Annotated in this window: 30 protein-coding genes; 17 read left to right on the forward strand and 13 right to left on the reverse strand. The window is 47.2% G+C overall.

Annotation, left to right across the window (positions count from 1 at the left end; all coding sequences use genetic code 11):
* Positions 1-26 precede the first annotated feature (26 nt).
* Together ASG16_RS25945 and ASG16_RS25950 are read right to left on the reverse strand one after the other, a co-directional pair.
* Complete coding sequence (locus ASG16_RS25945) at positions 27-1,217, reverse strand: helix-turn-helix domain-containing protein (protein ID WP_056493766.1); 1,191 nt, start codon at positions 1,215-1,217, stop codon at positions 27-29.
* 151 nt (positions 1,218-1,368) lie between these two features.
* Positions 1,369-2,196, reverse strand: a complete 828-nt coding sequence (locus ASG16_RS25950; protein ID WP_056493768.1) for a sulfurtransferase — start codon at positions 2,194-2,196, stop codon at positions 1,369-1,371.
* A 99-nt stretch (positions 2,197-2,295) separates the two neighbouring features.
* Here ASG16_RS25950 and ASG16_RS25955 point away from each other — a divergent pair, with 99 nt between their 5' ends.
* The gene (locus ASG16_RS25955; protein ID WP_056493771.1) at positions 2,296-2,895 is read left to right on the forward strand and encodes a DUF502 domain-containing protein; all 600 of its coding nucleotides are present in this window, start codon (positions 2,296-2,298) and stop codon (positions 2,893-2,895) included.
* Between the two features lie 189 nt (positions 2,896-3,084).
* Here the strand turns inward: ASG16_RS25955 and ASG16_RS25960 are convergent, their stop codons facing one another.
* Both ASG16_RS25960 and ASG16_RS25965 read right to left on the reverse strand, forming a co-directional pair.
* Positions 3,085-3,327 (reverse strand): hypothetical protein, encoded by a 243-nt coding sequence (locus tag ASG16_RS25960; RefSeq protein ID WP_056493774.1) that lies wholly within the window; start codon positions 3,325-3,327, stop codon positions 3,085-3,087.
* Between the two features lie 65 nt (positions 3,328-3,392).
* Positions 3,393-3,836, reverse strand: coding sequence for a DUF2621 domain-containing protein (locus tag ASG16_RS25965; protein WP_056493777.1), 444 nt, complete (start codon positions 3,834-3,836; stop codon positions 3,393-3,395).
* A gap of 167 nt (positions 3,837-4,003) precedes the next feature.
* Here ASG16_RS25965 and ASG16_RS25970 point away from each other — a divergent pair, with 167 nt between their 5' ends.
* The 3 genes from ASG16_RS25970 to ASG16_RS25980 all read left to right on the forward strand — a co-directional run bounded on the left by ASG16_RS25970 (position 4,004) and on the right by ASG16_RS25980 (position 5,844).
* Positions 4,004-4,378, forward strand: a complete 375-nt coding sequence (locus ASG16_RS25970; RefSeq protein WP_056493780.1) for a hypothetical protein — start codon at positions 4,004-4,006, stop codon at positions 4,376-4,378.
* 54 nt (positions 4,379-4,432) lie between these two features.
* Positions 4,433-5,392: a tetratricopeptide repeat protein gene (locus tag ASG16_RS25975; protein ID WP_048032449.1), complete on the forward strand. Its 960-nt coding sequence runs from the start codon at positions 4,433-4,435 to the stop codon at positions 5,390-5,392.
* 65 nt (positions 5,393-5,457) lie between these two features.
* Positions 5,458-5,844: a VOC family protein gene (locus ASG16_RS25980; protein ID WP_056493783.1), complete on the forward strand. Its 387-nt coding sequence runs from the start codon at positions 5,458-5,460 to the stop codon at positions 5,842-5,844.
* A gap of 81 nt (positions 5,845-5,925) precedes the next feature.
* Here ASG16_RS25980 and ASG16_RS25985 read toward each other — a convergent pair whose 3' ends face one another.
* The 3 genes from ASG16_RS25985 to ASG16_RS25995 are packed head-to-tail and all read right to left on the reverse strand — an operon-like array spanning position 5,926 to position 8,515.
* Positions 5,926-6,732 carry an ABC transporter permease gene (locus ASG16_RS25985; RefSeq protein WP_056493786.1) on the reverse strand — a complete coding sequence of 269 codons (807 nt, stop codon included), beginning with the start codon at positions 6,730-6,732 and terminating at the stop codon, positions 5,926-5,928.
* A complete protein-coding gene (locus tag ASG16_RS25990; protein ID WP_056493789.1) occupies positions 6,713-7,516 on the reverse strand; it encodes an ABC transporter ATP-binding protein in 804 nt (267 codons plus the stop codon). The genes ASG16_RS25985 and ASG16_RS25990 overlap by 20 nt, the downstream gene beginning before the upstream one ends.
* A 6-nt stretch (positions 7,517-7,522) precedes the next feature.
* Positions 7,523-8,515, reverse strand: a complete 993-nt coding sequence (locus ASG16_RS25995) for an ABC transporter substrate-binding protein (protein ID WP_056493792.1) — start codon at positions 8,513-8,515, stop codon at positions 7,523-7,525.
* 127 nt (positions 8,516-8,642) lie between these two features.
* On the opposite strand from ASG16_RS25995, the gene rnz reads away from it, so the two are divergent.
* From rnz to ASG16_RS26015, 4 genes are all read left to right on the forward strand, one after another.
* A complete protein-coding gene (rnz, locus tag ASG16_RS26000; protein WP_056493795.1) occupies positions 8,643-9,599 on the forward strand; it encodes a ribonuclease Z in 957 nt (318 codons plus the stop codon).
* 43 nt (positions 9,600-9,642) lie between these two features.
* On the forward strand, positions 9,643-9,867 hold the full coding sequence (locus ASG16_RS26005; RefSeq protein WP_048032455.1) for a hypothetical protein: 225 nt from the start codon (positions 9,643-9,645) through the stop codon (positions 9,865-9,867).
* Positions 9,868-9,893: 26 nt separating this feature from the next.
* Positions 9,894-10,550, forward strand: coding sequence for a YczE/YyaS/YitT family protein (locus ASG16_RS26010; RefSeq protein WP_082517279.1), 657 nt, complete (start codon positions 9,894-9,896; stop codon positions 10,548-10,550).
* Between the two features lie 128 nt (positions 10,551-10,678).
* Positions 10,679-10,768 carry a YjcZ family sporulation protein gene (locus ASG16_RS26015; protein WP_100169674.1) on the forward strand — a complete coding sequence of 30 codons (90 nt, stop codon included), beginning with the start codon at positions 10,679-10,681 and terminating at the stop codon, positions 10,766-10,768.
* 107 nt (positions 10,769-10,875) lie between these two features.
* Here ASG16_RS26015 and ASG16_RS26020 read toward each other — a convergent pair whose 3' ends face one another.
* Complete coding sequence (locus tag ASG16_RS26020) at positions 10,876-11,148, reverse strand: stage VI sporulation protein F (protein WP_048032456.1); 273 nt, start codon at positions 11,146-11,148, stop codon at positions 10,876-10,878.
* Between the two features lie 186 nt (positions 11,149-11,334).
* Here ASG16_RS26020 and ASG16_RS26025 point away from each other — a divergent pair, with 186 nt between their 5' ends.
* On the forward strand, positions 11,335-12,255 hold the full coding sequence (locus ASG16_RS26025) for a S8 family peptidase (RefSeq protein ID WP_056493798.1): 921 nt from the start codon (positions 11,335-11,337) through the stop codon (positions 12,253-12,255).
* A 68-nt stretch (positions 12,256-12,323) separates the two neighbouring features.
* Here ASG16_RS26025 and ASG16_RS26030 read toward each other — a convergent pair whose 3' ends face one another.
* On the reverse strand, positions 12,324-12,650 hold the full coding sequence (locus tag ASG16_RS26030) for a hypothetical protein (protein ID WP_056493801.1): 327 nt from the start codon (positions 12,648-12,650) through the stop codon (positions 12,324-12,326).
* 69 nt (positions 12,651-12,719) lie between these two features.
* Here ASG16_RS26030 and ASG16_RS26035 point away from each other — a divergent pair, with 69 nt between their 5' ends.
* Positions 12,720-13,172, forward strand: coding sequence for a YaiI/YqxD family protein (locus tag ASG16_RS26035; protein WP_056493951.1), 453 nt, complete (start codon positions 12,720-12,722; stop codon positions 13,170-13,172).
* Positions 13,169-13,837 (forward strand): phosphatase PAP2 family protein, encoded by a 669-nt coding sequence (locus tag ASG16_RS26040; RefSeq protein WP_056493804.1) that lies wholly within the window; start codon positions 13,169-13,171, stop codon positions 13,835-13,837. Before ASG16_RS26035 ends, ASG16_RS26040 begins: the two co-directional genes overlap by 4 nt.
* An 8-nt stretch (positions 13,838-13,845) precedes the next feature.
* Here the strand turns inward: ASG16_RS26040 and ASG16_RS26045 are convergent, their stop codons facing one another.
* On the reverse strand, positions 13,846-14,727 hold the full coding sequence (locus ASG16_RS26045; protein ID WP_017247917.1) for a LysR family transcriptional regulator: 882 nt from the start codon (positions 14,725-14,727) through the stop codon (positions 13,846-13,848).
* 133 nt (positions 14,728-14,860) lie between these two features.
* On the opposite strand from ASG16_RS26045, the gene ASG16_RS26050 reads away from it, so the two are divergent.
* Positions 14,861-16,078, forward strand: coding sequence for an MDR family MFS transporter (locus tag ASG16_RS26050; RefSeq protein ID WP_198674274.1), 1,218 nt, complete (start codon positions 14,861-14,863; stop codon positions 16,076-16,078).
* Between the two features lie 281 nt (positions 16,079-16,359).
* Here ASG16_RS26050 and ASG16_RS26055 read toward each other — a convergent pair whose 3' ends face one another.
* Together ASG16_RS26055 and ASG16_RS26065 are read right to left on the reverse strand one after the other, a co-directional pair.
* Positions 16,360-17,748, reverse strand: coding sequence for an amino acid permease (locus tag ASG16_RS26055; RefSeq protein ID WP_056493807.1), 1,389 nt, complete (start codon positions 17,746-17,748; stop codon positions 16,360-16,362).
* Between the two features lie 509 nt (positions 17,749-18,257).
* Positions 18,258-19,676 (reverse strand): sigma-54 interaction domain-containing protein, encoded by a 1,419-nt coding sequence (locus tag ASG16_RS26065; RefSeq protein ID WP_056493810.1) that lies wholly within the window; start codon positions 19,674-19,676, stop codon positions 18,258-18,260.
* Between the two features lie 196 nt (positions 19,677-19,872).
* Between ASG16_RS26065 and ASG16_RS26070 the strand changes: the two genes are divergently transcribed.
* Together ASG16_RS26070 and ASG16_RS26075 are read left to right on the forward strand one after the other, a co-directional pair.
* Positions 19,873-21,084 carry an ornithine--oxo-acid transaminase gene (locus tag ASG16_RS26070; RefSeq protein ID WP_048032463.1) on the forward strand — a complete coding sequence of 404 codons (1,212 nt, stop codon included), beginning with the start codon at positions 19,873-19,875 and terminating at the stop codon, positions 21,082-21,084.
* Positions 21,085-21,362: 278 nt separating this feature from the next.
* A complete protein-coding gene (locus tag ASG16_RS26075) occupies positions 21,363-21,500 on the forward strand; it encodes a sporulation histidine kinase inhibitor Sda (RefSeq protein WP_007725857.1) in 138 nt (45 codons plus the stop codon).
* Between the two features lie 77 nt (positions 21,501-21,577).
* On the opposite strand, the gene ASG16_RS26080 is transcribed toward ASG16_RS26075, so the two are convergent.
* Complete coding sequence (locus ASG16_RS26080) at positions 21,578-22,087, reverse strand: molybdopterin-binding protein (protein ID WP_056493812.1); 510 nt, start codon at positions 22,085-22,087, stop codon at positions 21,578-21,580.
* Between the two features lie 405 nt (positions 22,088-22,492).
* On the opposite strand from ASG16_RS26080, the gene ASG16_RS26085 reads away from it, so the two are divergent.
* From ASG16_RS26085 to glsA, 3 genes are all read left to right on the forward strand, one after another.
* Entirely contained in the window at positions 22,493-24,019 is a 1,527-nt protein-coding gene (locus ASG16_RS26085) for an AbgT family transporter (RefSeq protein WP_048032465.1), read from the forward strand.
* A gap of 132 nt (positions 24,020-24,151) precedes the next feature.
* Complete coding sequence (locus tag ASG16_RS26090; RefSeq protein WP_056493814.1) at positions 24,152-25,321, forward strand: MalY/PatB family protein; 1,170 nt, start codon at positions 24,152-24,154, stop codon at positions 25,319-25,321.
* Between the two features lie 78 nt (positions 25,322-25,399).
* Positions 25,400-26,332 (forward strand): glutaminase A, encoded by a 933-nt coding sequence (glsA, locus tag ASG16_RS26095; RefSeq protein WP_056493817.1) that lies wholly within the window; start codon positions 25,400-25,402, stop codon positions 26,330-26,332.
* Positions 26,333-26,361: the final 29 nt, after the last annotated feature.

A 26,361-nucleotide genomic window follows, 5' to 3' on the forward strand; every position in this document is an offset into this window, starting at 1 on the left:
ATGATAATGTTTCTCACTGGAAAACATTATAATTCACACAAGAAGGGGGCTCCATGGACAACACCTTGAATTGCATTTGGACTTTTCCCCGTTACCATCAGCACCATCTCATCGAGCATGCGGTTCATGGCAACCGGTGAATACTCGTACCACGGATTAGAAGGCAAGGGGTAGAGATAGCCATTTTGAACAGCGCGAAGTCCTTTCCAAAGCGAATGATGTTGTATTGTCAGCCAGCTTAGGCGTGTCGACTCATCCAGACAAACGAACAACAGGATTCGCTCCGGGTCTAAGCTCGCAAGCTGCTCGAGCGTGGTGGGCTGATTGCAAGGCTCCGTTTCCTCTTCCACAAGAGAAAGCTGCAAATCATCGCACAGAAGCTCCTTCATCCCCTTGTTGTTGTAGAGATGGATGCCATCCCGATAAAGTCGAATGATCGCAAATTTATCTTGCTTGAGCACGGACAAAAGCTCTGCGCGAGCGTCAGCAGCTTTCGCTTCATAAAAAGCGATCCAGGAGTCACCGGCAGCTTCTTTGCCCGTGTAGCTGGCAACTTCACGTAATTGCTCTCTCCAGTCAGAAGATTGGAGGGTCCAGACGTCAATGGCGTGTGCGGACAAGCGTTGCCTAGTAGTTTCAGGAAGTTCTCTGTGGCTAATGACGACATCCGGTTTGGCAGCCAAAAGCATCATTTCCTGATCGCCATCGCTCCAAGGTGTTTCGACCGCTTTTAGATGAACGGCAATTCGCTGCTGATACTGCTGATAATAGTAGGGGGTCCACTTCGCATCCAAAGGAGCAGCGACTGGTATAATCCCCAGTACCATCAGATGGCCCAACAGGGAAGGGGAGTAAACGGCAACTTTGCGCTCGGAAGCTCTTTCATACGCAGACGGGGATACACCCACTTCCTTCTTGAACTTCCGACTAAAGTAAAACTCATCGCTATACCCGATTGTTTTCGCAATATCCCGCAGCTTCATATCCGTCTCGCGTAACAATCGTTTGGCATGATTGATACGCAGACTCGTTACATAGTCCATGACACTTTGTCCGTAAGCCTTCCTGAACGAATCACCAAAATAGCTCGGACTCAAGTTCGCCATCGCTGCCAACGTAGTTACGTTTAACGGACGATCGAAGTTACAGATCATATAGGAGCGAACCTCGCTGAGTGACATTTGACGACTAGGCTCGTATTCTTCGTTATACTTCATGAATCCATCCACCTTTTCAGGCAAGTGCACAAGTTTTTGATAATGATAATTATTATCTATGAATAATAGCGAAAATGATAGAGGAAGAAAAAATAAGGCGACCGCTCCTCAATATCGTAAGGAAGCGATCGCCGACAGTCCAATTATGGAATTACTCTTCGCCGGTAGCTACCGGATTATCTGGATACGAGCTCCAATCACTCCAACTGCCCACATACAATTTCACATCTGTTCGACCAGCAGCATGGAAAGCAAGTAAATTGGAGCAAGCCGTCACGCCTGAGCCGCAATAGACGATCAATTCTTTGTCAGCATAAGGGGCGAGACGCTTTTGCAGCTCGTCTGCCGGAAGCATCGTCTGATCAGCAGTGAGGTTGTCCTTGTAAAAGAAATTGTGCGCCCCGGGTATGTGACCTGCTTTAGCGTCGATCGGTTCGTTCTCGCCGCGGTAGCGTTCTGGCGCACGAGAATCGAGCAATACAGTATGCTCGCTACGTTTTTTGACACCTTCCATGTCAACCAGCATGTCGTGGCGGACATGAGGGACGAACTGACGAGCTTGTACAGTAGGTACTTCTGCTGTTACCTCATAGCCAGCCTTTTTCCAAGCAGCGTATCCACCGTCGAGTACAGCTACCTGATCGTGACCAAGGTATCGCAGCAGCCACCATAGACGTCCTGCCATCGCCATTTCCTGATCATCGTAGGCTATGACAGTCGTGTTGGCATCGATTCCCGCATTTGAAAAATGGGCAGCGAGCAGATCCGTGTCTGGTAACGGATGACGCCCACCATGCTCGCTTTTGGAGCCAGAAAGGTCACGGTTCAGATGAAAGTAGAGGGCTTGCGGGATATGGTCCTTTGTGTATTCCTCTGCACCTGCTTCAGAAGCACTTAAAGCAAAACGACAATCGACGATCACCAAATTTTCATCGTTCAGATGATCCTTGAGCCATTGAGGTGTGACAAGTGCTTGCATCAATCTCCCTACTTTCTCTTTTTTTCTTCATCATAGCAGATGGCAATCCAATCAGGTACAATAATTACGGTAAGGTGGTTAGGAGAGAGGAGCAGAGAGATGAAGCGTTTCATCCGCTATTTTTTAGAGGGGTTATTGTTTGTCATTCCGTTGGCAGTGACGATTTATATTTTGTACTGGATATTCACGACAGTAGATAACTGGTTCTATCTGCTGGTCAACAACTGGTTTAATCTCCAAATTCCAGGGCTTGGCTTCCTCTTGACGATACTAGGCATCACGATTGTAGGTTTCCTGGCATCCAATGTGCTGACACGCGGAGTGCTTTCGCTCGTGTCCGCCGTTTTCGAGAAAGTGCCGTTTATCAAACTCATTTATACGTCCATCAAGGATTTGATCGGTGCTTTTGTAGGGGAGAAGAAGAGCTTCGACAAGCCAGTGCTCGTGACGCTATCCAAGGATGGAAATGCGAAGGCCATTGGGTTTATTACAAAGGAAAGCCTCGATTCTTTCGGTCTCACAGGCCACGTAGCGGTCTATCTGCCACAGTCGTACAATTTTGCGGGAAATCTCCTGCTGTTTCCGAGCGATCAGGTACAACTGCTTGATACGGAAAGCTCAGAAGTCATGGCATTCCTGGTATCGGGTGGAGTATCCGGAGGGCCGCAAAACGTAAACAAAAAAAGCAGCGATGCGTAAATAATACAAACCTCCAGCACGACGAGTCTTGTGGTTTTGGAGGTTTGTTACTTGTTTGCTGGGAACTTTTTAGTGTTCTCTCAATTCAATTCTGTAGGTACTATAGCGATCGTTGTCAGAGGTGGTATTCCCATAACATAAAAAAAAGACACTCAAAACGGGTTTGAGTGCCTTCTCATTTTCATTACGTTAACTGCTAAAAAATCCACTATGGCTGGAATATTTGCGACGATAGTGACGATGACCGTATGTTCGATGCCCCATCTTCCAAAAAGGGTGATATCGGTAATCACTGCTGCTGTACTTGTGATAGCCACGTCCGGTCATTTTCCACAAGAACCGTGCGCCTTTCTTAAAGAGGACCGCCACAATGACAATCGCAACGATCAATATAACGAAACCGATCCCCAAAATCGTGAGTAGGACTGACATCCACATCGTCTCCTTGCCAAAAAGGTCTTACCCTTTTTTACGGATGACTCCACTGGAAGTTTCAATTATCCCTCGGCATTTAAATATTTCTCATAGGGCGTGTAATCGATTTCTTTGGATTTCAGGTGGGCAATGAGCCATTTGTGGTCACGCTTGGGCGTTGCTACGATGTACCCCTTTACAATCAAATCTGTCGTAATGGTCGTTGCTTTCTCTTCCAGCGCGATCTGCCCGATTTTCGCTGCAATGGAACGTCTCGCAACATCACGAAACAACTGTGGCACAGGATCAACCAATTCATTGAGCAAGGTCAGACCCTCATCTGTCCAGAGTGAACGTGTCTGATCAATGAAATGATCTTGCCAATCCAAGTCAGATTTTCCGTCTTGCTTGGGCATGGACTTGAGAAATTTGCGGAACATGAAATACCCGCCAATCGCCATAAGACTTACGAGAACGATGGTCCAACCAACGATAAACAGGGAAAACCCTGTAGACATTTCACCCATACCTTGTACACCTCATTACCAATATCCATTCATTAGTAAAAATTGTACCTTATTTTGGTTCGAGCAACAAACTTTTTGTGTGTTTACCCATCCTTGGGGTTTGCTCTTCCCAAGAACACATACAATTTAGTATGATTAGAATTAATCTTTATTGGGAGTTGACGCTCATGTTCAAGCTTGGACAACGCGTCGTCATTGTTGCCGACTCCTTCGAGCAAGGTTTGCCTTTGGGTGAATACGGATACCTGATTGCTCGTGACCGCAATCCGGACAGCGCATTTTCCTGGGTTTTACGCATTCCGAAAATTGATAAGCATATCGCCGTTGTAGAAGAGGATATCGCCTTGGAGGAGCAGTTGCTGGAGGAAGAAGCAAATCGCATCTCGCATGAGGCTTTGATTGATTTTGCATTGGCGACAAGGAACGAAGCACTGTTTCGACAACTGATGGGCATGGAAGATGCAGAAGAGGCAAATGACGAACCCGCGAAGGAATCAATGGAGGAATTTATCCGTAAAGTAAATATCAAAGCATGGATCTAATTGGCGATACAAGCATTTGAAACTTTTGTGAGGAAATGAAAGCGAGGCTGTTTCATGTCTGAATTTGTGACGTTTACCAATGAGTTCGGTCAAACCATCGATATGTCCCGAGAGGATTACCAGAAAAAAATCATTCCGCAAAATCTGGATAAGTACTGGGATGAAAAAGATAAGCTTCGCGATTTTGCGATGGAGTTGGTGAAGGGTCAATTTCATGAGCAAGCCGCTGTCGCTGCCGACAGGCTTCTCGAATTATACGGTCCAATCGAGTCTGCTCTCATTTTCCGTGCAGTCGTTCATATGCAGGCGAGAGAATTTGAAAGCGCTAAAAAAATTCTGACAGATTGTCTGGAACGATTCCCTTCCTCGGGTACGGCTTGTACCAATTTGGCAAAAATCTTCGCGTTTGAGGGAGATGAGCCAAAAGCGTTCGAGACCCTACATACAGGTCTGCACAAAGACCCGAATCAAGAAAATGGCTTGAACATGTTTGTGGAGAGCTTCTTGCAAAGAGGGAAGAAGGATGAGCTGAAAGCGCAGCTTGAGGCGCTGGCAAGTAAAGAAGGCGCTTGGAGACCACAATTGCAGTTGGCACGTGTTGCGTTGAATGAGGAGGATCTCCTGAATGCAATGAAATGGTACACGGTTGCGATTGAAGGAGCGAAAGATCGCTTTGAGGTCGTCATGACTGTAACAGGTGAATTGGGACAAGCGGGATATGTCTATCAGTTGATTCAGATTTGTGAAAAGTTCTGGACGCCACATTTCCCCTATCCGTATGCAGGCTTCAACTATGCCAACGCTCTGCTGGCGACCGATCAAATGGAAAAGGCAATCGTCATTCTGCGAAACATGCAAGAGCATTTGCCAGATAACTACAAGCCTATGGTCGATCACTTCCTGAATCGAGTACCTGGAGCCCTCGAAGTGGAAGCAGCGGCCCAACAGAAAGTCGTCGAGAGCCAAATGGACGATTCGACGGCGAAGAAGAGCAAGTGGAAGTTTTGGAAGTAAATCGATAGTTGTAGCGCCCGGCAATTCACTGTCGGGCGTTTTTCTGTAAAAAGGAGGACTGTGCGATGCTGCATCACGTGGAAGTGTATGTCTCCAATCTGGCGCGCTCCAAAGATTTTTGGGGCTGGTTGCTGGAAGCAGAGCTGGGCTATACGCGCTATCAAGAATGGGCGAGCGGGGTAAGCTGGAAACAGAACGGTACCTATCTGGTTTTTGTCCAGGCAGAGGAGCGATTCCTCGATATTCCGCATCATCGTTGTCGAGTCGGTTTGAATCATCTGGCATTTTACGCACGGGATCGAGAACATGTGGAAAAGCTGCGGGAGGAAGCTGCTCGTCGCGGTATCTCTTTGCTCTATCAGGATCGGCATCCGCATGCTGGAGGCGAGGGACATTATGCTTTGTTTTTCGAGGACCCAGATAGAATTAAGGTCGAGATCGTCGCTCCCTAACCCCGTCAGAACATATTGATCCATGAAAAAACGGTGCAATCATCCCCGGTAGATGGTTGGCACCGTTTTTTTAGAAGCCATCTATTTGAACTGGCTGGTGAGCCGCCGCTCTATATAGGCTACACCTTGATACATCAGGGTAGCGATGACCGCGATTATGGCTAAGCTCATCATGACCAGGGTGAAATTAAATACTTGGAACCCGTATATGATCAAATACCCCAAGCCTTGCTGGGATACGAGAAACTCTCCGACGATGACGCCTACCCACGAAAGTCCGACATTCACCTTCAGCGTTGCGAGAAGGGTTGGGATGGTAGCTGGCAAAATGACGAGCGTGAAGATTTGCCGTTTGCTCCCGCCGAGTGTTTGCACGACTTTGACGTAATTTTGATTGACTTCCCTAAAGCTGGTATAGACGTTGATCGTGGTGATGATGATCGAGATCGCGCACCCCATCGCTATGACGGAGAGCAAACCTGGACCAAAGCCGACGATGAAAACCGGACCGAGTGCTACCTTTGGCATACTGTTGGCAATTACGAGATAAGGCTCCAGTACGCGCGAGAGAAAAGGGGACCACCAAATGATCGTTGCCATGACGGTTCCCAGAATCGTTCCTAAGAGAAAGCCGATGATTGTTTCCCATACGGTCAAGCCGACATGCGGGAGAAGACTGCCATCTTGCAACTGCAACCAAAATTGAGCCCAAATTTTGGAGGGATAGCTGAAGATGAGCGCATTAATGGTATTGGTTCGAGCCAAGAGCTCCCATAAGCCGAGAAAAACGAGAAAGAGGAATAGTTGGGTGGCAAAGACGGAATAGCTCATACGCTTTTCTAGCTGTAAGTAGCGACGATGGACGGATTCAATTTCCTTTAGCTGCATCAGAAACTACCTCCATCTCTTTCCACACGCGATGGAACAAGTCTTGGAATCCCTCATGATTTCTGGCGTCGAATGGCAGAGCATCCCGGATCGGGCTGGGTACGACAATCTCGTTGTTGATGCGTCCCGGGTTGCGTGAAAAGATATAGACGCGATCTCCCATCGCTATCGATTCGGAGAGATCATGTGTCACAAGGACTGCCGTTTTTTTATGCCGACGCAGCGTTGAAAAGATCAAGTCTTCGAGCTTGAGTTTGGTTTGGTAATCCAATGCAGAAAATGGTTCGTCAAGCAACAGCACATCAGGTTGACAGGCGAGTGTTCGGACGAGTGCAACCCGTTGCCGCATGCCGCCGGACAGTTGCAGGGGAGAGGATTTGCGCACATCAGACAGTTCCATTTCATCCAGCAGATGCAGCGCGTACTCCTCTGTTTCCTTGGTGCGGATGCCTTGGATATCGAGTCCGAGAAACACGTTATCCTCGATGGAGCGCCAATTGAACAAATAATCTTGCTGAAGCATGTAGCCAACTTGCCTTGACGTTCCGTTGACTTCTCTTCCGTCGATCCACACCTTCCCTGCTGTCGGCTTCTCAAGCCCTGCAATGAGTGAGAGCAGCGTCGTCTTTCCACAACCGCTGGGACCAACCAGACAAATGAATTCGCCTTCCTCCACGCGCAGGTTAATGTCTTGGACCGCCATGAACGCCCTGGTCGTGGATAAATAAAGATGGGTCACGTGGCCGAGTTCTATTTTTGCCGGCGTAGAAGAAATCTGCTTCATGACGGCCTATTTCCCTTCCTTGGATTGGGTAGCAAAAGTGGTGTTGACCAGCTTGTTGTAATCAGCACGTTGTTTTAATTCACCAGCGGAATCCATAATATCTTGTAGCTGGTTCCATTCCTTTTCGTCCAGAATGGGATCTGTCGCATAGGAGCCCTGTTCCAGGTAACGCTGTACAGCGGTTTCCAGAATCTTTGGATCGATTTGCTCGAAGTACTTGCCAATCACATCAGCCGTTTCTTTTGCACTGTGGCTGGCAACCCACTGTTGCCCTTTGTAGACCGCATTGGTAAACTTTTGGATAGCTGCTGCGTTGCTGTCGATATAGCTTTGTTTTGTCATGAAGACGGTATAAGGAACGGTTCCGCTCTCTTTGCCAAAAGAGGCGACGACATGGCCGATTCCTTCCTGTTCAAAGCGGGAGGCTTCCGGTTCAAATAGCTGTACATACGCTCCGGTACCAGATGCGAAGGAAGACGCAATATTTTTGAATTCGATATTCTGAATGAGTTCCAGGTCGCCTTGCGGATTGATATGGTGCTTTTTAAGTACATACTCTCCGACCATTTGCGGCATGCCGCCTTTACGTTGACCCAAGAAGACACTGCCCTTTAGCTTGTCGAAAGTAAAGTCATCCATTTTGGTGCGGGAGATGAGGAAGGTACCGTCGGTCTGCGTGAGCTGCGCAAAGTTGACAACTGGATCGGCAGCTCCTTGCTGAGAGACGTAGATGCTGGTCTCGGAGCCGACGAGCGCTACCTCGATGCCGCCAGATAAGAGGGCCGACATCACTTTATCTCCGCCGGGTATGGTTGAGAGCTCCACTTCCAGACCCTCTTCCTTGAAAAATCCTTTTTCAAGTGCGACATATTGCGGGGCGTAAAACAAGGAACGAGTTACTTCACCAATTCTTATTTTTTCGGGAGTGCTGGAGCAGCCAGTCAAGACGGCTGTCATAACGAGAAAAGCGGCCAGCCCCAGCGCCAAAAATCGTTTCATGATTAGGAGTCCCTCCTTGCTAGGCTTTGTATGTTGTAGGCTATGCGCCCAGACAAAAAAGGGTGAATGCCTAGAGATAGAGACAGGCACATGATGAGGGAAGGCCACAAAAGGAGATGGACATAGCGTGATCGTTACATTTTTAGGCACCGGATCAGGTGCACCCACTACGCGAAGAAACGTGAGCGGGATCGGCTTGCGATTTTTACAGGCAGGCAAGTGGTGGTTGTTTGACTGCGGAGAGGGGACTCAACACCAGCTACTGCGAGCACCGATGAAAATTAGTCAATTGGATAAAATCTTTATCACCCATCTGCATGGGGATCATCTGTATGGACTGATCGGACTGCTTGCGAGCCGATCTTTGCGCAATACCGAACCGACTCCGTTAGAGCTGTATGGACCACCAGGGCTCGACCGATATTTTCGCGGTATCATGGAGGCAAGTCCGGTTCATTTACAATATCCGTTGGAAATAAAAATCGTCAGTGAGGGCGTAATCTACGAGGACGAAGAGATCGTGGTGAGCTGTCGAATGGCGAAGCATCGCGTGCCTTCGTTTGCTTATGCCGTGATGGAAAAGGAAAAGACAGGAGCATTTCAAGTAGAACTGGCAAAGCAAGCCGGGGTGCCATCAGGGCCGTTATTTGGAGCCTTGAAGAGAGGAGAACAGGTCACACTTGAGGATGGTCGAGTGTTGGACGGGAAGGACTTCGTTGGAGAGCCGCAGCCAGGACGCAAAATCGTCTTCAGTGGAGATACGGAGCCGAGCCAAGCGGTTGTGGAACTGGCTAAAGGGGCAGATTTGCTCGTTCACGAAGCGACCTACGCCCATCATGACAAGGAGCTGGCGACCAGAAGCGGACATTCGACAGCACGCGAGGCGGCTCAAATTGCCAAAGACGCGGGCGTGAAAGAACTGTGTCTGACTCACTTTAGTCCACGTTATGAAGATGAGGACGGAGATTTTTCGATGGAGGATCTGTTGGCAGAAGCTCAGCAAATTTTTCCGGCGACCCAATTGGCTGATGATCTTGGCAGCATTTCTGTAAAGCGAGAGAGAAACGATGGGAGAAAGCCATAATCCCTGCTATAATGAATGATCACGATGGAGGAGGTGGGGGAGCATGAAGCGGATTACTTTTACAACACCTGAAGAACTCATTCAACATTGTCAGTCGGAAGAAGTCAGTCTCGTCGTCGAATATCGAGACGATGTGAACAAGCAGCGCCAGGTCATTTTGACGGGAGAGCAGCTTGCAGAGGCAAAAACTTACCTGGACTTCTCCAAATCCGAAGCGTATTACCGGAAGGACGGGCTTTTTTACGAAGTAATTGCAGGCTGGAAGTAAACCACATCGTCAGGAGATGAGCAGACGTGTCTGGCAGAGGGTTCAACAGGTCGATCGCAGTTCGCTACACGATGTTTGTACTAGGCTTGTTCGTTGGTGCATTCGGTACGGTACTGGCTATTAAAGCAAACCTTGGCGTAGCACCTTGGGAAACCTTTCACATCGGTCTGCAAAAAACATTTGGATTAACGATTGGTCTATGGTCTCAGATTGTAGGAGTCGTTGTCATTTTCGCCACGTATTTGGTGGCAAAAATCAAGCCTAATTTTGGAATGTTCTTAAATATGATTTGCTTTGGCGTTTTTCTCGATCTTATCTTATGGTTGGATTTTATTCCTGAGGTGCAATCAATCTGGGCGAGGCTCTTGATGTTTCTCACAGGCGTTGTTGTTTTGGCTGTCGGGATCGGGATGTATTTGTCTCCTTCTCTGGGAGCAGGTCCGCGTGACAGCTTCATGCTTGCGATGAACGAACGTCTTGGCTGGAGTATCCAGCGAGTCCGCCTCATCATAGAAGTAACCGTTTTACTTGCAGGCGCTGCTTTGGGCGGACCTGTGTCAATCGGCACGATACTAATCGCGCTGTTAACGGGACCAATGATTCAACGGACGATTCCGTTTTGGCGTCAAGTTATGAGAAAGCAGTATGGTCTGCCAGACCCAGTTGAAAGACGAGCGAGCTGATCTCCACTCCATTTGCCAGTAACTGTGTAAAAAACGGGGAAAAACGGTCTTGTATAGGCGATGGTCCAATCATCATTGAGCATTCGCACATACAGTATGATTAGTTGCTGGCAAAGGAGGGAAAGCGAATGAGTCTGTTCAACGGAGGATTTGACGACTTTGCTTTAATACTGGTGTTGTTCGTATTGCTCGTTATCGTTGCTTGCTCTTGCGATTAACGAAAACACTGGGTAGCTTCGCCAGGAGGGAGAGCGATTTTTCGCTCTCTCTTTTGTTGTGCAAAAAAAGCTTCGCCATAGAGGGGCGAAGCCAAGGGGAGACCTTATTATCCGAGGCGATCGTGTACCTGTTTTTTTACACTGGACATTTGCTGGTCGGATAATTTGACACCGACCGCCTTGCTGACTTTTTTAATCAGCTCGCTTAATTTCTTGTCGTCCTTCAAGTCTTTCATGGAGAAGTCTTTGGCCAGCGATCGTACATCACCCATCGTCCATTTTTTCTTGCTTTTCTTGTTAATGGATTTCAATAAATCACGTGGACTGCCCTTCGCTTTGAGCTTGACTTTTGCCTTTGCTTTTCCTTTTGCTTTTGCCATGATGTTCGCTCCTTTCAAAAGAATACGCCTGCCCTATGCAGTTATATGGAAAAGCAAGGGAGTTCGCTTGGACAGATTCACGCCGCTATTCGCCTATTTTGCTCAACGTTGTGCAATGGCCCAAACCCATAGGGGGAGCCGTGACATAGGATGAGTCAGAACGATGCATGACAGGAGGCTAGTGGGTTGAAAATTGTCAGCTTTCATCGGGATACGCCGTTTACCGAGATACTGTCAGATTTGAAAACCAAGGTTCTGACTAAAACCGAGAGACTTCCATGGCGATGCTATGATGACCTTTCTTGCTTGTGTGTCAAACAAAAGATTTTTGAGCAGCATGAGGAGCTTTTTCGAAGGTATAAAGCGATGGTGGAAGAGAACATTACCGTAAGCGTCCATGCGCAAGGGGAGGATGAAATCCCGTGGGGCGTTCAATATGTGGGGGCACAGAGATTGTGGCGAAAGGGGCGCGGAGCAGGCGTCAAGGTCGCTGTCATCGATACGGGAATCTCCCGCGATCACTTTGATTTGAAGGATCAAATAAAGGGCGGCATCCAGCTAGTGCGCGGCAAACAAAATGGGCACGGGACGCATGTCGCAGGGATCATCGTAGCTGAGATGAATCAAAGAGGAATTGTCGGAGTTTCTCCAGAGGCCCATTTGTATGACGTCCGTGCTTTTGATCATGAAGGTCAATCATCGTTGTCGACCATTTTGCAGGCCTTGCAATGGTCAATTGCCAATAAGATGGATGTGATCAACATGAGCTTTGGCATGCCCCAGTATAGCGAAGCCATGGCGAGAGCAGTTAATCGGGCCCATCAGCAAGGAATCGTGCTGGTAGCTTCGGCAGGCAACGGAGGGGGAGAAGCGGAGTATCCAGCGCGGTACGATGGAGTCTTAGGGGTTAGTGCGATCGATCAAACGGGAAAATTGGCATCGTTCAGTGCGAGAGGCAAGGGCGTAAATATGAAGGCACCCGGGGTTGATATTTTGTCTACGTGGCCGGGGAATCAGTTTAAAAAGCTGAATGGCACTTCGATGGCTGCCCCGCATATTGCAGGACTGAAGGCGTTAGAAATTGGTCGCAAGCGAAAAAAAGCATAGCGTTCCTATAAAAAACAGCTCCGCGGCTAAAAAAGAAGCCAAGGAGCTGTTGGATTTTCATAAACGAATTATTGATGGATTTTGGTGTCATGGTCTTGCTGGACGCGGAACCATATATTAAGATCGTTAATAACACTGGCCAATTCGTGGATCTCGCTGTTCAATTCGCAAGATCTTACGAAATTTTCTTCTTCGGACATTTGTTTGGTTTTTTCGATGATGACCTTCTCTACCCGGTGTATTTGATCCGGAATGGTCGCGCGGATTTCTTCCCATTCCAGCAACATGTCCGCTCTTTCTACAGTCGAATAATCTTCCCATTCCAGATGCAGCACAGGAAGTCGTATACCTAGCCGTTCATTATGGATAAATTGATAGCGCAAAGGTGAACTCACTCCTCTCCACCTCCATCATACCAAAAATGAATCGATACGGGGAGAGAAATACACATGAAAGGAGCAACCATGTCAAAAGGACGTGTTCTTATCGATGCGGATGCTTGTCCGCGCCAGGCTCTCTTAACTGCCCAAGCATTGTGCAAGGAGCTCGACTGGATCTGTTTGACCTTTGCCAGCTATAATCATCAAATCGGCAACGCAAATCATGTAACGGTAGATGCCGGCCCACAAGCGGTAGATATGAAGCTGGCGAACGAAACGAGTTCAGGAGATGTCGTGGTGACGCAAGATATTGGTCTGGCAGCGCTCATTCTCGGGAAGAAAGCCCATGCTATGACACCGCACGGGATGGTTTTTGACCCAGAACGGATTGCGTTTCATTTGGAAGAACGAAATGAAAAAGCGAGATATCGGCGCGGGGGAGGTCGTACAAAGGGGCCTGCTGCTCGCACGCGTGAAGACGATCAGCGATTTGCTGAGTCCTTGCGCTTTTTGATGGAAAGAGGAGATCAACAATGAATCAGACAACGAGAAAAAATGGATATGTAGGCGGAGCACTAACGTTTGCTGTTCTTGCTACGATTATGTTTGCCCTCTACGTAGCGGGGAAAGTAGCGGGTATGGACCAAGCTGCCATCGCATTTGCGGAGTCGATCCGCTCGGATGTTGGGACCGCTTTTTTCCGATTGGTAACCAATCTGGGCGGAGGCATGTTCCTTGTACCAGTAGCGGTGATGATGATCGTTGTCCTGTACATAAAGAAATATCGAGTGGAGGCAATGTTTGTTCTCATATCCCTTGGTGTCAGTGAAGTCGCAAATGAGCTCTTAAAGCTGTTCTTTGCCAGACCTAGACCGAGTGGCGTCAATCTGATTGAGCTACCGGAGTCCTTTTCGTTTCCGAGCGGTCATGCGATGATTGGACCAGCCTTTTATTGCATGGTTGCATTTTGGATTTCCCAATGGTTTGCGGAGAAAAGATGGTCGTCGCTCGTACAGCCTGCGGTTTTTATTTTCGTAGCATTGCTCGCGTTCAGCCGTGTGTACTTGGGCGTTCATTATGTAAGTGATGTGCTTACCGGCTTTTTCCTGTCGATGTGCTGGTATTTTCTCCTTCGTCTTGGCTATGAAGAATGGATGGGGAGACGAAGCACGGTCGTCGACCCCATACCGCATTCCAGGTAAACGGCAAGCTAGGTGGAATATCCTAATTCACTCATTAAACTCAGCCATTTTTCTACGCTGGGTTTATTTTTTTTGTCCTTCGGCAAGACGATGTACGCCGAGCGTTTGGGAGGCTTATTGCCTGTTATGATCAGTTCCTTCAAGGTACCTGCCGCAAGCTCGGCTTTGACGGTAGAGCGCGTCAACAGGCTAACGCCAAGACCTTCTTTGATTAGATCGATGGCGAGCTCCGCTTTGTCTACTGTCAGCTTGGGGACGTAATTACGCGGCAGTGTCTGTCTAATCCACTCGTTAAAAGGAGGGCCCCAATTCATGTACAGCAGCGGTAGATTGCGCAGCTCGCGCGAATCGACGTGTGTAGATGCGGCAATGGGGCTCTCTGGACAGCAAACCAAGACAATTTCATCATCCCACGTTGGAATAACATCAAAATTGGGCAAGGATGGGGGGACGTACACGATTCCGATTTGAATCACGTTGTCCAGCAAATACTGGATGACATCGGACGAATGCCCTGTCTTGGTGCTGATCGCAATTTGTGGATACCGATAGTGGTACTCTTTCAAGATCGGCTCGAGGGTAGAAGTCCAGATCGCGTTTAAGCTGCCGATCGATAAATAATCTTCATAAGGCTGGAGTGAAGCGACTTCATTTAGCGCTTCATGGGAAAGTTTGAGGATTCTCTCGGCATACGGCAAAAGGGTTAAACCCGCCTGGGTAATCTCAACACTTCTTTTATCACGAATGAAAAGAGGTTTGCCAACTTTTTCTTCCAGTTGCTTGATTCGCATTGTCACCGTAGACTGGACTAAGTGGAGCATTTCCGCAGCCTTGGTGAAATTTTTCGTTTGGGCCAATGTGTAGAAAGCGCGTAATTGTTCGAAGTCCATACAGTTGGAATCCCTCTTATCTAAATATTTGATTACCATATACAAAAATGTTCGTTTCCCAAATTATACCCTGTTCGCTAAGCTGGGGATATCCTTATTTCATGTGGCTATCGGGAGAGCGAGGGGTATTGGGATGAAGTGGGAATGGTGGCGAGAAACGCCCTTTTCAGTGAAGCTCTTGTTAAGCACATCTTTTATGATGAATATGGGTTTTTATGCATTAATCCCGTATCTCACTTTGTATTTAACGGGTAGTATCGGTTGGACACTGGCGATGGCAGGGATTGTCTTGAGTGTCAGACAGTTTTCCCAACAAGGGCTTGCCTTTTTAGGCGGTGTGATTGCGGATGCCTTCGGATACAAAGGGGCGATGTTCCTCGGATTGGGCGTACGTGCGATTGGTTTTGCGATGTTCGCTTTTTGTACCGAGACGTGGCACTTTTTTGTTGCCGCGATTCTTTCCGGTTTGGGTGGGGCGCTGTTTGAGCCTGCTTGCTCTGCTGCCTACGCGATTATTACACCTGAGACGATCCGAAAAGAAGTATTCTCCCTTCGCAATGTGCTTGGCAATATTGCGGTTGTCGGTTCCCAAATCGTGGGAACAGCACTCTCGGCTATTGATTTTACGTACATTTCATTGTTTGCAGGGGCCGTCTTCGGAGTGAATGCCATCGTGATCTTCTTTTTATTCCCACCGATTCGCGCTACAAATACACGGCATAGTATATGGGAAAGTATGTCCACGGTAGTGAAGGACAAGCTGTTTGTACGATATACCTTTATTTTGATGGGGTATTATTACTTGAATATGCAGGTATTTTTAACGATTCCACTGTTTGTTGAGAATGTTACGCATAGCAAGGTGAATGTAGGGATCGTGCTTTCTGCGCTCTCGCTGTTTGTTATCTTATTTCAAATGAAAGTGACACAGTTGCTGGAGAGTTATCAGCAAAGGCTGACCTTGATTGGCATCGGGACGTTGTTTATGAGTGTGGGACTATTTTTGTTCACGTTTGCCGATTCATTGTGGCTCATTCTCTTGGATGTGTTCCTTTTTGCACTGGGCACTATGATTGCTGTTCCGAATCTGGTGGATGTCGTTCCTCGTTTTGCTCCCAAGGACTTGGTGGGCGCCTATTACGGCTTCAATGGGTATTCGATTGCCATCGGAGGTTCGTTCGGACAAATAGCCGGAGGATGGGTGTACGATGTAGGGCTGCGCTTGCAAACGCCGTGGCTGCCGTGGACCATTTGTTTGGTCATCGGGTTTTGGGTGGCCTGGATGCTGTATCGCATGGAACAACAAACCGGACAAATCGGGAATGATCTGAAGAAAATAGCTCGATCGTAAATATTTTTGGGCGAAATGAAACATTTTCCATCGTTCACACGTATATAACGATAGAGATGATTGGCGCAAGAAAGTGAGGGAATTTTATGGAAGATATGAAAAAGCTAAAGCGCATGTTGCTTGTAACGAGTTCCCTTGGATTTGCAGTTTTTGCCATGGTAGTCGTTACGGAAATTGTCCGAATCTCATTGTAGCATTGCCAAGCCTATTGCATCGCATATAAAACATGAAAAGCTTGCAGTCCCTTCTTGAAGAGGGGGCTGCAAGCTTTTCTTTTTGATTTACGCTTCGAGTTTCTTTTTAAAATGGAATTGGTACACGCATATCGCGATGATCATAAACGGAACTCCGCAGTACAAGGCGATGCGCTGTTCTGGATCGAATGCCAGACTCACGAGAACGAGCAAGTTCAGGATCAAGGAAATCAAAGGCAGTATAGGGTACAAAGGTGTACGGAACTTCAGATCCTCCAGCTTGCCTCCATTTTTCAGGTAATGGCGACGGAAAGCGAGCTGCGAAGCGGAGATGGAGATCCATCCCACCTGTGCGCCAAGACCAGCGATTGACAACAGTACCATGAACACCGTATTTTCTGCAAAAATACCGGACAGAAGAGACAAGAGAGCAATTGCAAACGTAATCAACAAAGCGTTCATCGGAATCCCTTTTCCATTTACAGCCCCAAGCTTTTTCGAAGCCATTCCTTCCTTGGACAGGGAGTAAAGCATACGAGTTGCTGCGTATAAACCAGAGTTAGCCACAGACAAAAGTGCTGTCAGGACAACGAAGTTCATAATGTCAGCCGCATAAGGAATCCCAATACTGTCAAAAACGACGACAAACGGACTTTCAATCACACCCGCCTGTTGGTGTGGAATCATCCCTGCCACGATGGCAATCGCCAGAATGAAGAATACGAGTGTACGCCAAACCGTCGTACGAATGGCCTTCGGAATCGTCTTTTCTGGATTCTCACTTTCTCCAGCCGCAATCCCGATCAGCTCGGTACCTTGGAAGGAGAAGTTCACGGTGATCATCGTCATCAGCAAGCCTGTGATTCCAAAGGGCAGAAGCGGGCTCTCTGTAAAGTTGGTGAGCATTGGCGCAGGCTGTCCGTTTTTCAGGTCGATAAAGCCAAACATCGCCGCTCCACCCAAGATGATGAACAAGATGATAGCGCTTACTTTAATGCTGGAAAACCAGAACTCAGATTCACCGAAAGCTCGAGCAGATAAAGCATTTAATAAGAAGAGCACTGCACCGAAGATCGCACACCACATCCAAACAGGTGAGTCAGGGAACCAACGTTGCATCAGCAAACCTGATGACAACAACTCTAAAGCAACGGTCACGGCCCAACCAAGCCAATACAACCAGCCTACACCAAACCCAAGTGCTGGGCTAACAAAGCGGGTCATATATGTTTGGAACGAACCCGCCACTGGCATGGCAACTGTCAGCTCGCCCAGACATAGCATAGTCAGATACATGATAAAGCCGCCGACTAAATAGGAGAGAATGGCACCAACTGGTCCTGCCTGACTAATTGTATAACCTGATCCGAGAAATAACCCGGTTCCGATTACGCCGCCAAGAGAAATCATAAAGAGGTGTCTGCTGTTCATCGTGCGTTTCAATTGATTGTGCTGTTCCATGTTGCTTGTGGACATATAACCCTCTCCTTCACGCGAGTATGTTAAATGGATGTATGCGTTTTCAGGCGCGATAGCGATATATGCTCTGCAAGAATGATACCAAACGAAATACTTTATGAAAATATTATTTTTGAGGTATATACTGCCAAAAAGCGCAAAAACATTCGGCAGTTGATGCAAAATAATTAAAAAAACGCCAAAATTCTTGGCGTTTATTAAAGTTGATAAGGGGAAAATTGGACTGAAATTAACCAATAAAACTGGTGAGAAGAAAAAGCGCAGGGCTCGTAGACCTTGACAAAGCCAACCCAGTCGGAACTTCAAAACGGGGTCCACGCTTGTCGAACACTTCTTCCTCGAGAACCTTCCGCCCGTAGGGTGGCTTTGGCTCGACGGGCCCCTTTTTGAAGTGTAGACGAACAGTGAATCACCCTTTTCGGCGTGTCAGAGTCGAAGAGAACTGTGCTTTTTCTTCTCCTCCACCATGTTGATTCAAACCAGAACGTCGTTTTTATTAGTATGCCTTATCCCTTAATCCCCAGCTTACGCAAACGATATTGCAAGCTCTGACGACTGATTTGCAATTCCTTGGCTGCTCGTGAAATATTCCCGTTATAGCGTTCCACAACATGGTGAATATATGCTGTTTCAAATTCTTGCATGGTTTCCTTCAGTGGTTTTCCTTCGTCCACAAAAGGCAACGTGTGAGGGGAGGGTTGCTCGATTGTTACGGAAGCGGCTGGCATACGACGCAAAAAGTGCAAGGGCAAGTGTTCATAGCGGATCGTTGATTCGTCAATCATCAGATTCATGGCCCCCTCAATCAAGTGTTGAAGTTCACGCACATTCCCAGGCCAGTCATGCTGGATAAAAAATTGCAGGACCTCGTCGCTGATTCCACTTACTTCCATTTGGAACAGCTCATTGTATTTCTCAATAAAATGGCTGACCAGCATCGGGATATCTTCCTTGCGTTCCCGAAGCGGGGGGAGAAATAATGTGACGACGCCGAGCCGATAGTACAAGTCTTTTCGCAGATGGGAATTGGCGATTGCCTCAACAGGATCTTCATTGATAGCGGCAATGATTCGTACATCGATCGACCGATCCTTGGTGTCCCCAATACGTCTAATCGACTTCTCTTGCAGAGCGCGCAACAATTTTGCCTGGAGTGGCATACTAAGCGAGTTGATTTCGTCGAGAAAAAGGGTTCCGCCTTCCGCTTGCTCAAACAATCCGGGTCGCTCTACTGCGCCAGTAAATGCTCCGCGAGCCGTTCCAAACAAAAGTCCTTCGATCAGGCTATCCGGAAGCGCAGCGCAGTTTTGTGAAATAAGGGGACCAGAAGCACGGAGACTGGCATTATGAATGCTTTGCACAAACAGCTCTTTCCCGGCACCAGTTTCACCGACTACCAACACGGATGAGGAGGTGCGTGCTGCGCGTTTGGCATTTTCCATGACATCGAGAATAGGGCCGCTTCTCCCGATAATGTGCTCGAATGTGTAGCGTGACCCGTTTTTTTGCAGCAAGTTTTCTCTGATCAACCGTTCCATTTTGGTAACATCATTTGCGATTTCCATTGCGCCGATGATCTTGCCATTTTCAATGATGGGATAGGTATTGTTAATGGTTGAAATTTCTTTTTGCTTGTCATTGAAATACGTTTGGCGTGTATTGCGAATGCTATTTCCGGTACGCAAGCATGTGAGCAAGGTACTTTCCTGTCCAGATGGGAACTGAAAAACCTCTGCCAAAGGTTTGTGCAAAACGTCTTGTCTGGTCATCGATTCCAGCTCGGTCATTTTGGAATTGTAGACAATCGTTGTCCCGTCCGAATCGATGACATGTACACCTTCATTCATTCTGTCCAAAATATGTTCATAAATGCGCAAGAGAGTATCAGATGAAGAATTATGCGTAGAAGACGACACCGTGGTCACCAGCCTTTCCTTATGAAGGTATCATAGCATAAAGGGAATGAGTGCAAAAACATTATGCACTGCAAAAGAATATGAATGCCAGATGCAAAATTTTTTTGCTCGTTTGATCGGATTGGAACGACTTTATGGGGTTTTCCTATTTGGCATCGTTCTTGCTAGATAATTTTAGCAAGTGATCTTGAAGGAGGCTAACGACATGAGTAAAACAAACGTGGTTATTGAACAAACAGAAAAATTTGGTGCGCATAACTATCATCCGCTACCGATCGTTATTTCCAAAGCAGAAGGCGTATGGGTACACGATCCGGAAGGCAATAAATATCTGGATATGCTGAGTGCATATTCTGCGCTGAACCAAGGGCATCGTCATCCACGTATCATCCAAGCTCTGAAAGATCAAGCAGATAAAGTAACGCTCACTTCCCGAGCTTTTTACAATGACCAACTGGGTGAATTCTACGAAAAGCTTTCTGCGGTGACAGGAAAAGAAATGATCCTGCCAATGAACACTGGTGCAGAAGCAGTAGAGACAGCACTCAAAGCAGTTCGTCGCTGGGCTTATGACGTGAAAAAAGTACCAGAGAACCAAGCAGAAATCATCGTATGTGAAGGCAACTTCCATGGTCGTACGGTCACAGTAACTTCCTTCTCTTCTGCAGAAGAGTACAGACGTGGCTTCGGACCATTCACGCCTGGTTTCAAAATCATTCCTTACGGCGATATCGAAGCGCTTAAGCAAGCGATTACACCGAATACAGCAGCGTTCATGCTGGAGCCGATCCAAGGCGAAGCAGGGATCATCATTCCGCAAGAGGGCTTCCTGAAGCAAGCACAAGAGGTATGTAAAGCAAACAACGTACTTTTGGTCAGCGATGAGATCCAAACGGGCTTCGGACGCACAGGTAAAATGTTTGCCAGCGATTGGGAAGATGTAGTACCAGACATGTACATCATGGGGAAAGCTCTTGGTGGTGGTGTGTTCCCGATCTCCGCAGTAGCAGCAGATAAAGAAATCTTGAGCGTATTTGAGCCAGGCTCCCACGGTTCTACCTTTGGCGGAAATCCACTCGGATGTGCGGTTGCTGTGGCAGCTATGGATGTATTGGCTGACGAAGGCCTTGTACAGCGCTCCCTTGAAATGGGCGCATACTTCATGGAGAAATTGAAAGAAATCAACAACCCGATCATCAAGGAAATTCGCGGTCGAGGTCTGTTCATTGGTTTGGAGCTGACAACAGCGGCTCGTCCATATTGCGAAAAACTAAAAGAACTGGGACTTCTGTGCAAAGAAACACATGAGACGACCATTCGCTTTGCACCACCGCTCGTCATCAGCAAAGAAGACCTGGATTGGGCAATTGATCGCATCAAGCAAGTTCTGCACGTGACAGAAGCTGCAAACGCATAATAGCAACGACAAAAGCCATCCTGTAAACAGGGTGGCTTTTTTTCTTGAAGGGTCATTATGGCAGAATAGTCACATCATTCGTTCGACAAATTTCGACTGACTGTGGATAAATGGAAAAAAACATCCACAAAGGAAATGCTTGGATACTTATGAGTTACACACAATTTGCCCACATGTTACCAACAAGATGTCCACATTGCTTGTGGATATCCGAACGGTTGTTCGATACAGGTGCTTCTGTTACAATGGGCTCATATTAGAGATGGAGGTGAGCAAAGGTGAAATACTTAAGTGACCAAATGTTGATAGAAGTATATCATCGAGCTGTCGACCTTCAACTAGATGCAGCTTTTATCGAATTGCTTCGCGAAGAACTACAGCATCGGAATATCCGTATCACGCAGTTCAGCGCCTAAGAGCAAAATCATCACACATACGTAACATATAACAAAAGCCATCCTCTTTCTTCGAAGGGAGGATGGCTTTTGTTATCTTACGCTTTCTCGGTAATAAACTCCAAAGCGGTAATTCCTTTGATCGGCGCTTCATTTGCCAGCAATACTTCCGGCAAATAAAAGTACACAGGACCATCTTCTTTAATAGGCCTGCCGTCTTTGGAGAATTGCAGGATGGCTCTTCTTGCCTCTGCAAGTGGAAGAACGATCGCTTCCTGATCCTCGCGGTGAAGACGGACATGAGTCACCTCTGGTAGGGGTTCAGCATTTGTAATGAAGGGATCGAGACGAATTCCGTACTCGCCTTCAAGCACTTTACGTTCTTCGGCTAAGCTTTTTCGTTCGGAAGGAAGCGTAGCCCCTTCGCGCAATTCCTTATCCCACTGCGTCCCAGTGCCAGCCAAATACTTTGCTTGCGTAGCCAGCGAGCTATCATCTTCGCCCGAGTATGTTTTCAGATCGAATTTGCGTTCATCAAAAACCCAAACGGTTGGATCCAATGTAATAGGGAAAGCAATGGCCCCTTTGAACACGATAACATCAGACATACGTCATTCCTCCGTGATCATTCATAATCAATCTCTATATTACTATAGACTCGCAAATGACAGCAATTATCTAAAAAGCGAAAATTTCATAAAATAGTCTAAAAATTATTGACAAGTATTTAATAGATTATATAATCATATTAGAAAGTTATTATGTGAGAGTGAACTTTGTCTGCTATATTTGAATTCTGACTAAAAAGTTGGGGTCAGATAAAAGGCATTGTGTACAAGTCTTTCAATTCTTGAAAAGGCTTTCACGAAAAAGGGAAGCTCACTTCGTCTTTCTCCCGCTGTACCATCAACGGCGATGAGCGCTTGAGAAGGAAGACCACATCATTCATCCCGAGGATGGTTGCAAAGCCGCAGAAACATTCAGGGAATTCAAACGACTTAGGGGGCGAAACTATGGCGAAAGGCACGAATGTGCAAGCAGATCTGATGAAGCAAAAAGGTATCTTAAAGTGGATTGAAACGGTAGGGAATAAGCTCCCGCATCCATTTGTATTGTTCATTATTTTGTGTGGTGTATTGATGGTAGTCTCTGCAATTCTCGCAGCCATGGACTTTTCGGTTATGCATCCTGCAAAAGGCGAAGAGGTTGCCGTTAAGAGTTTGCTTAGCGTCGAAGGGATTCACTGGATTTTAACGAGTATGCTGAAAAACTTTATTGAATTTCCAGCACTTGGTCTCGTTCTGGCGATGACGCTTGGAATTGGACTGGCAGAAAAAATCGGTCTTTTGACGACCGTTCTACGCAAAATGATGGCAGGCATTCCGGCAGCGGTTGTCAGTTATGCAATTGTCTTTGTCGGTATATTAGGAAATCTTGCTTCTGATGCAGCCATGGTTATTATTCCTCCGCTCGGCGGTCTTGTGTTCTTGGCAATGGGGCGTCACCCGATTGCAGGCTTTGCAGCTGGTATGGCTGGTGTATCCTCCGGTTTTACAGCGAACTTTTTCATTGCCGGTACAGATGCTCTCTTGGCAGGGATCAGTACCGAAGTAGCGAAAACGATTGATCCGAATGCAATGGTTACACCAGTAGATAACTGGTTCTTCATGTCAGCTTCCGTTGTCATCCTCGCTTTCATTGGTGGATGGATTACCGATAAAATTATCGAACCACGCCTTGGCACGTATCACGGCGATCGAAACGTACAATTCGAGGAAGTAACGCCTCAAGAAAACAAAGCACTGCGTAAAACGGGTATCGCAGCGTTGATTTTCGTAGTCATCGTAGGATTGCTGGTCGTTCCAGAAGGTTCACTGTTGCGTGATCCAAAGACAGGCGACTTCTTGACATCACCGTTTTTGAAAGGGATCATTCCCATCATCCTGTTGTTCTTCGTGACCGTATCGTTTGTGTACGGTAGAGCAATGGGACTGATTAAAACATCGAAGGACATTCCGCATTACATGTCCGAAGCAATCAAGGATATGTCCGGCTTTATTGTGTTAGCGTTTACAGCAGCGCAGTTCATCGCGTTCTTTAACTGGAGCAACATCGGTATCTTGATGGCTGTCAATGGCGCAGAATTCATGACAAACATGGGCTTGACTGGCTTGCCGATCATTATTGCCTTTACACTCTTCACAGGTATCTGTAGCTTGTTTATCACAAGTGGTTCAGCGTTGTGGGCGATCCTGGCACCTGTATTTATGCCAATGCTGATGCTGCTGGATTACAATCCGGCGTTTATCCAAGTCGCTTATCGGATCGCAGACTCTGCAACCAATACGATCTCACCTGTGAATCCGTACATTCCGCTCTTCCTGGCTTTTTATCAGAAGTATAATAAGAATGCAGGAATGGGAACGATTTTCTCTACCATGACTCCATATGCAATCGTTTTCCTGGTCATTTGGATCTTGCAATTGACAGCATGGTACTTCCTGGATCTCCCATTTGGTCCTGGTGTATACGCTCGCTAATCTGTTCTTTCGTAAGAAGAGAGTCGCTCATTGGGCGGCTCTTTTTTTCGTACACCAGAAGCTTGGACAATTGGAAAAAGACGGTTTATGCTGTGTGTATGAATGTGAAGGGAATTAAGGGAGGGAACGAAAGTGTACGATTTTGATCAGCGCATCGAACGCAGAGGGACAGATAGTGTCAAATGGGAGATTCAGAATCCAAAAGTGAACGGTGAAGGAATGCTTCCGCTGTGGGTGGCGGATATGGATTTTGCTTGCGCTCCTGAAATCACGGAGGCACTGATCAAACGAGCAAGTCACCCGATATACGGATACACGTTGAAGTCAAATGCCCTTTATCAGAGCTTGAAAGAGTGGATACACAAACGATTTGGTGTAGAGGTAGAAGTGAGTTGGATGACAGGAATACCTGGAGTTGTTCCTGGCATACACGTAGCGGTAGAGGCTTATACAGCCCCAGGGGAGGGTGTCTTGATCCAGACGCCTGTGTACCATCCTTTTTACCATGCAGTCGAAAATCGCGGACGTCATGTCGTGACCAGCCCACTCTTGGAGCGTGACGGGCGTTATGAAATGAATTGGGATGATCTCGCACAAAAGCTGAGCGACCCGCGGGTGAAGCTCATGCTGCTCTGCACACCCCATAATCCGATCGGGCGAGTATGGACGAGAGAAGAGCTGGAGCGCTTGGGACAATTGTGTGTAGAAAATGGCGTGCTTGTGGTTGCCGACGAGATTCATTCGGATTTGGTCTATGAGCCAAATGTTCATACGCCTTTCTATTCGCTGGCACCGGAAATAGCCAACCAGAGTGTGACCTTCCTATCAGCCGCCAAAACGTTTAACTTGGCAGGTCTGTATACTTCCTACCTGATGACAGAAAATCAGCAGTTATTGCGGAACTTCTCCACCACAGCATCCAAAATGGGCTATGAGAATCTGAATCTGTTTGGGATGGAAGCAACGATTGCTGCCTACCAACATGGAGAAGCATGGCTGGAAGAACTGTTGATCTACTTACATAGGAATGCTGCCTATGTACATGAGTTTTTATCGGCTCGTATTCCTGGGGTATCCATGGCGATTCCGGAAGCGACATACTTGGGGTGGATGGATTTTAGACAGCTAGGACGTAGTCAGGCGGAGCTAAACAAGCTCATTCGCGAGGAAGCAAAGCTCGGGTTACACGATGGCACGACGTTTGGGCCCGATGGTGCAGGGTTCATGCGAATCAATTTTGCTTGCCCGAGATCGATTTTAGTCGAAGCGATGGAACGATTGGAGCAGGCCGTGCAGAAGTAGGAGAAATTTGACATGTCTCATATAGAAATCTACAATCGAATCTATATACATCGACGTAATAGACTGAGGGGTTTTTCGATGGATTTGACACAAGCGTCCAAACAACTGGAGCAAGTACGCAACCAGTCACTTACGTATACAAACAAGGGGAGTGTAGCTTCCTACATCCCTGAATTGGCAAAAGTCGATCCGCATCAATTGGGAGTGGCTGTATGCTTGCCCGATGGGACGATTTTTTCTGCTGGTGATGCAGATGTGCCTTTCTCGATGCAAAGTATCTCCAAGATATTCTCTCTCATCGTCGCCTTATGCCAGAACGGGAAGGACCACGTGTTTCGGCATGTGGGAAAAGAACCAACGGGAGACCCGTTTAATTCGATTATTAAACTCGAGACGACCGAATCCCATAAACCACTGAATCCGATGATTAATGCAGGAGCTATTGCGGTTGCGGGCATGATTCGCGGTGCCAACGTGGACGAACGGCTAGATGCTGTGCTGACTTTGATGCGGAAAATGACGGGAAATCCTCATCTTTCTATCAATCAAGCGGTTTATTGTTCGGAAAAGAAAACGGCAGATCGCAATCGTGCCCTGGCTTGGTTTCTAAAGGACAGCGGCATACTGGAAACGGATGTAGAAGAAACGCTTGATCTGTATTTTCGCCATTGCTCGATAGAAGTGACAGCGAAGGAAGTAGCTACACTAGGGATGGTGCTTGCAGCAGACGGAATTCTCGTGAATACGGGTGAGCGAGTGATTCCAGAAGAAGTAGCGCGAATCTGCAAGACCTTCATGGTGACTTGTGGGATGTACAATGCCTCTGGTGAGTTCGCGATTGATGTAGGAATTCCCGCGAAAAGTGGAGTTGCCGGCGGTATTATGGCAACAGTGCCACATCGTATGGGGATTGGAGTATTCGGTCCATCTTTGGATGATAAAGGAAATTCGGTAGCCGGTGTCAAGCTGTTGGAGCAGCTCTCAAAAGAGTGGAAGCTTGGTATCTTTTAGCTTCTTGCAGTTGATCTGTCTTCGCCCCT

The organism is Brevibacillus sp. Leaf182, from assembly GCF_001423865.2.
Taxonomy (GTDB): Bacteria; Bacillota; Bacilli; order Brevibacillales; family Brevibacillaceae; genus Brevibacillus; species Brevibacillus brevis_C.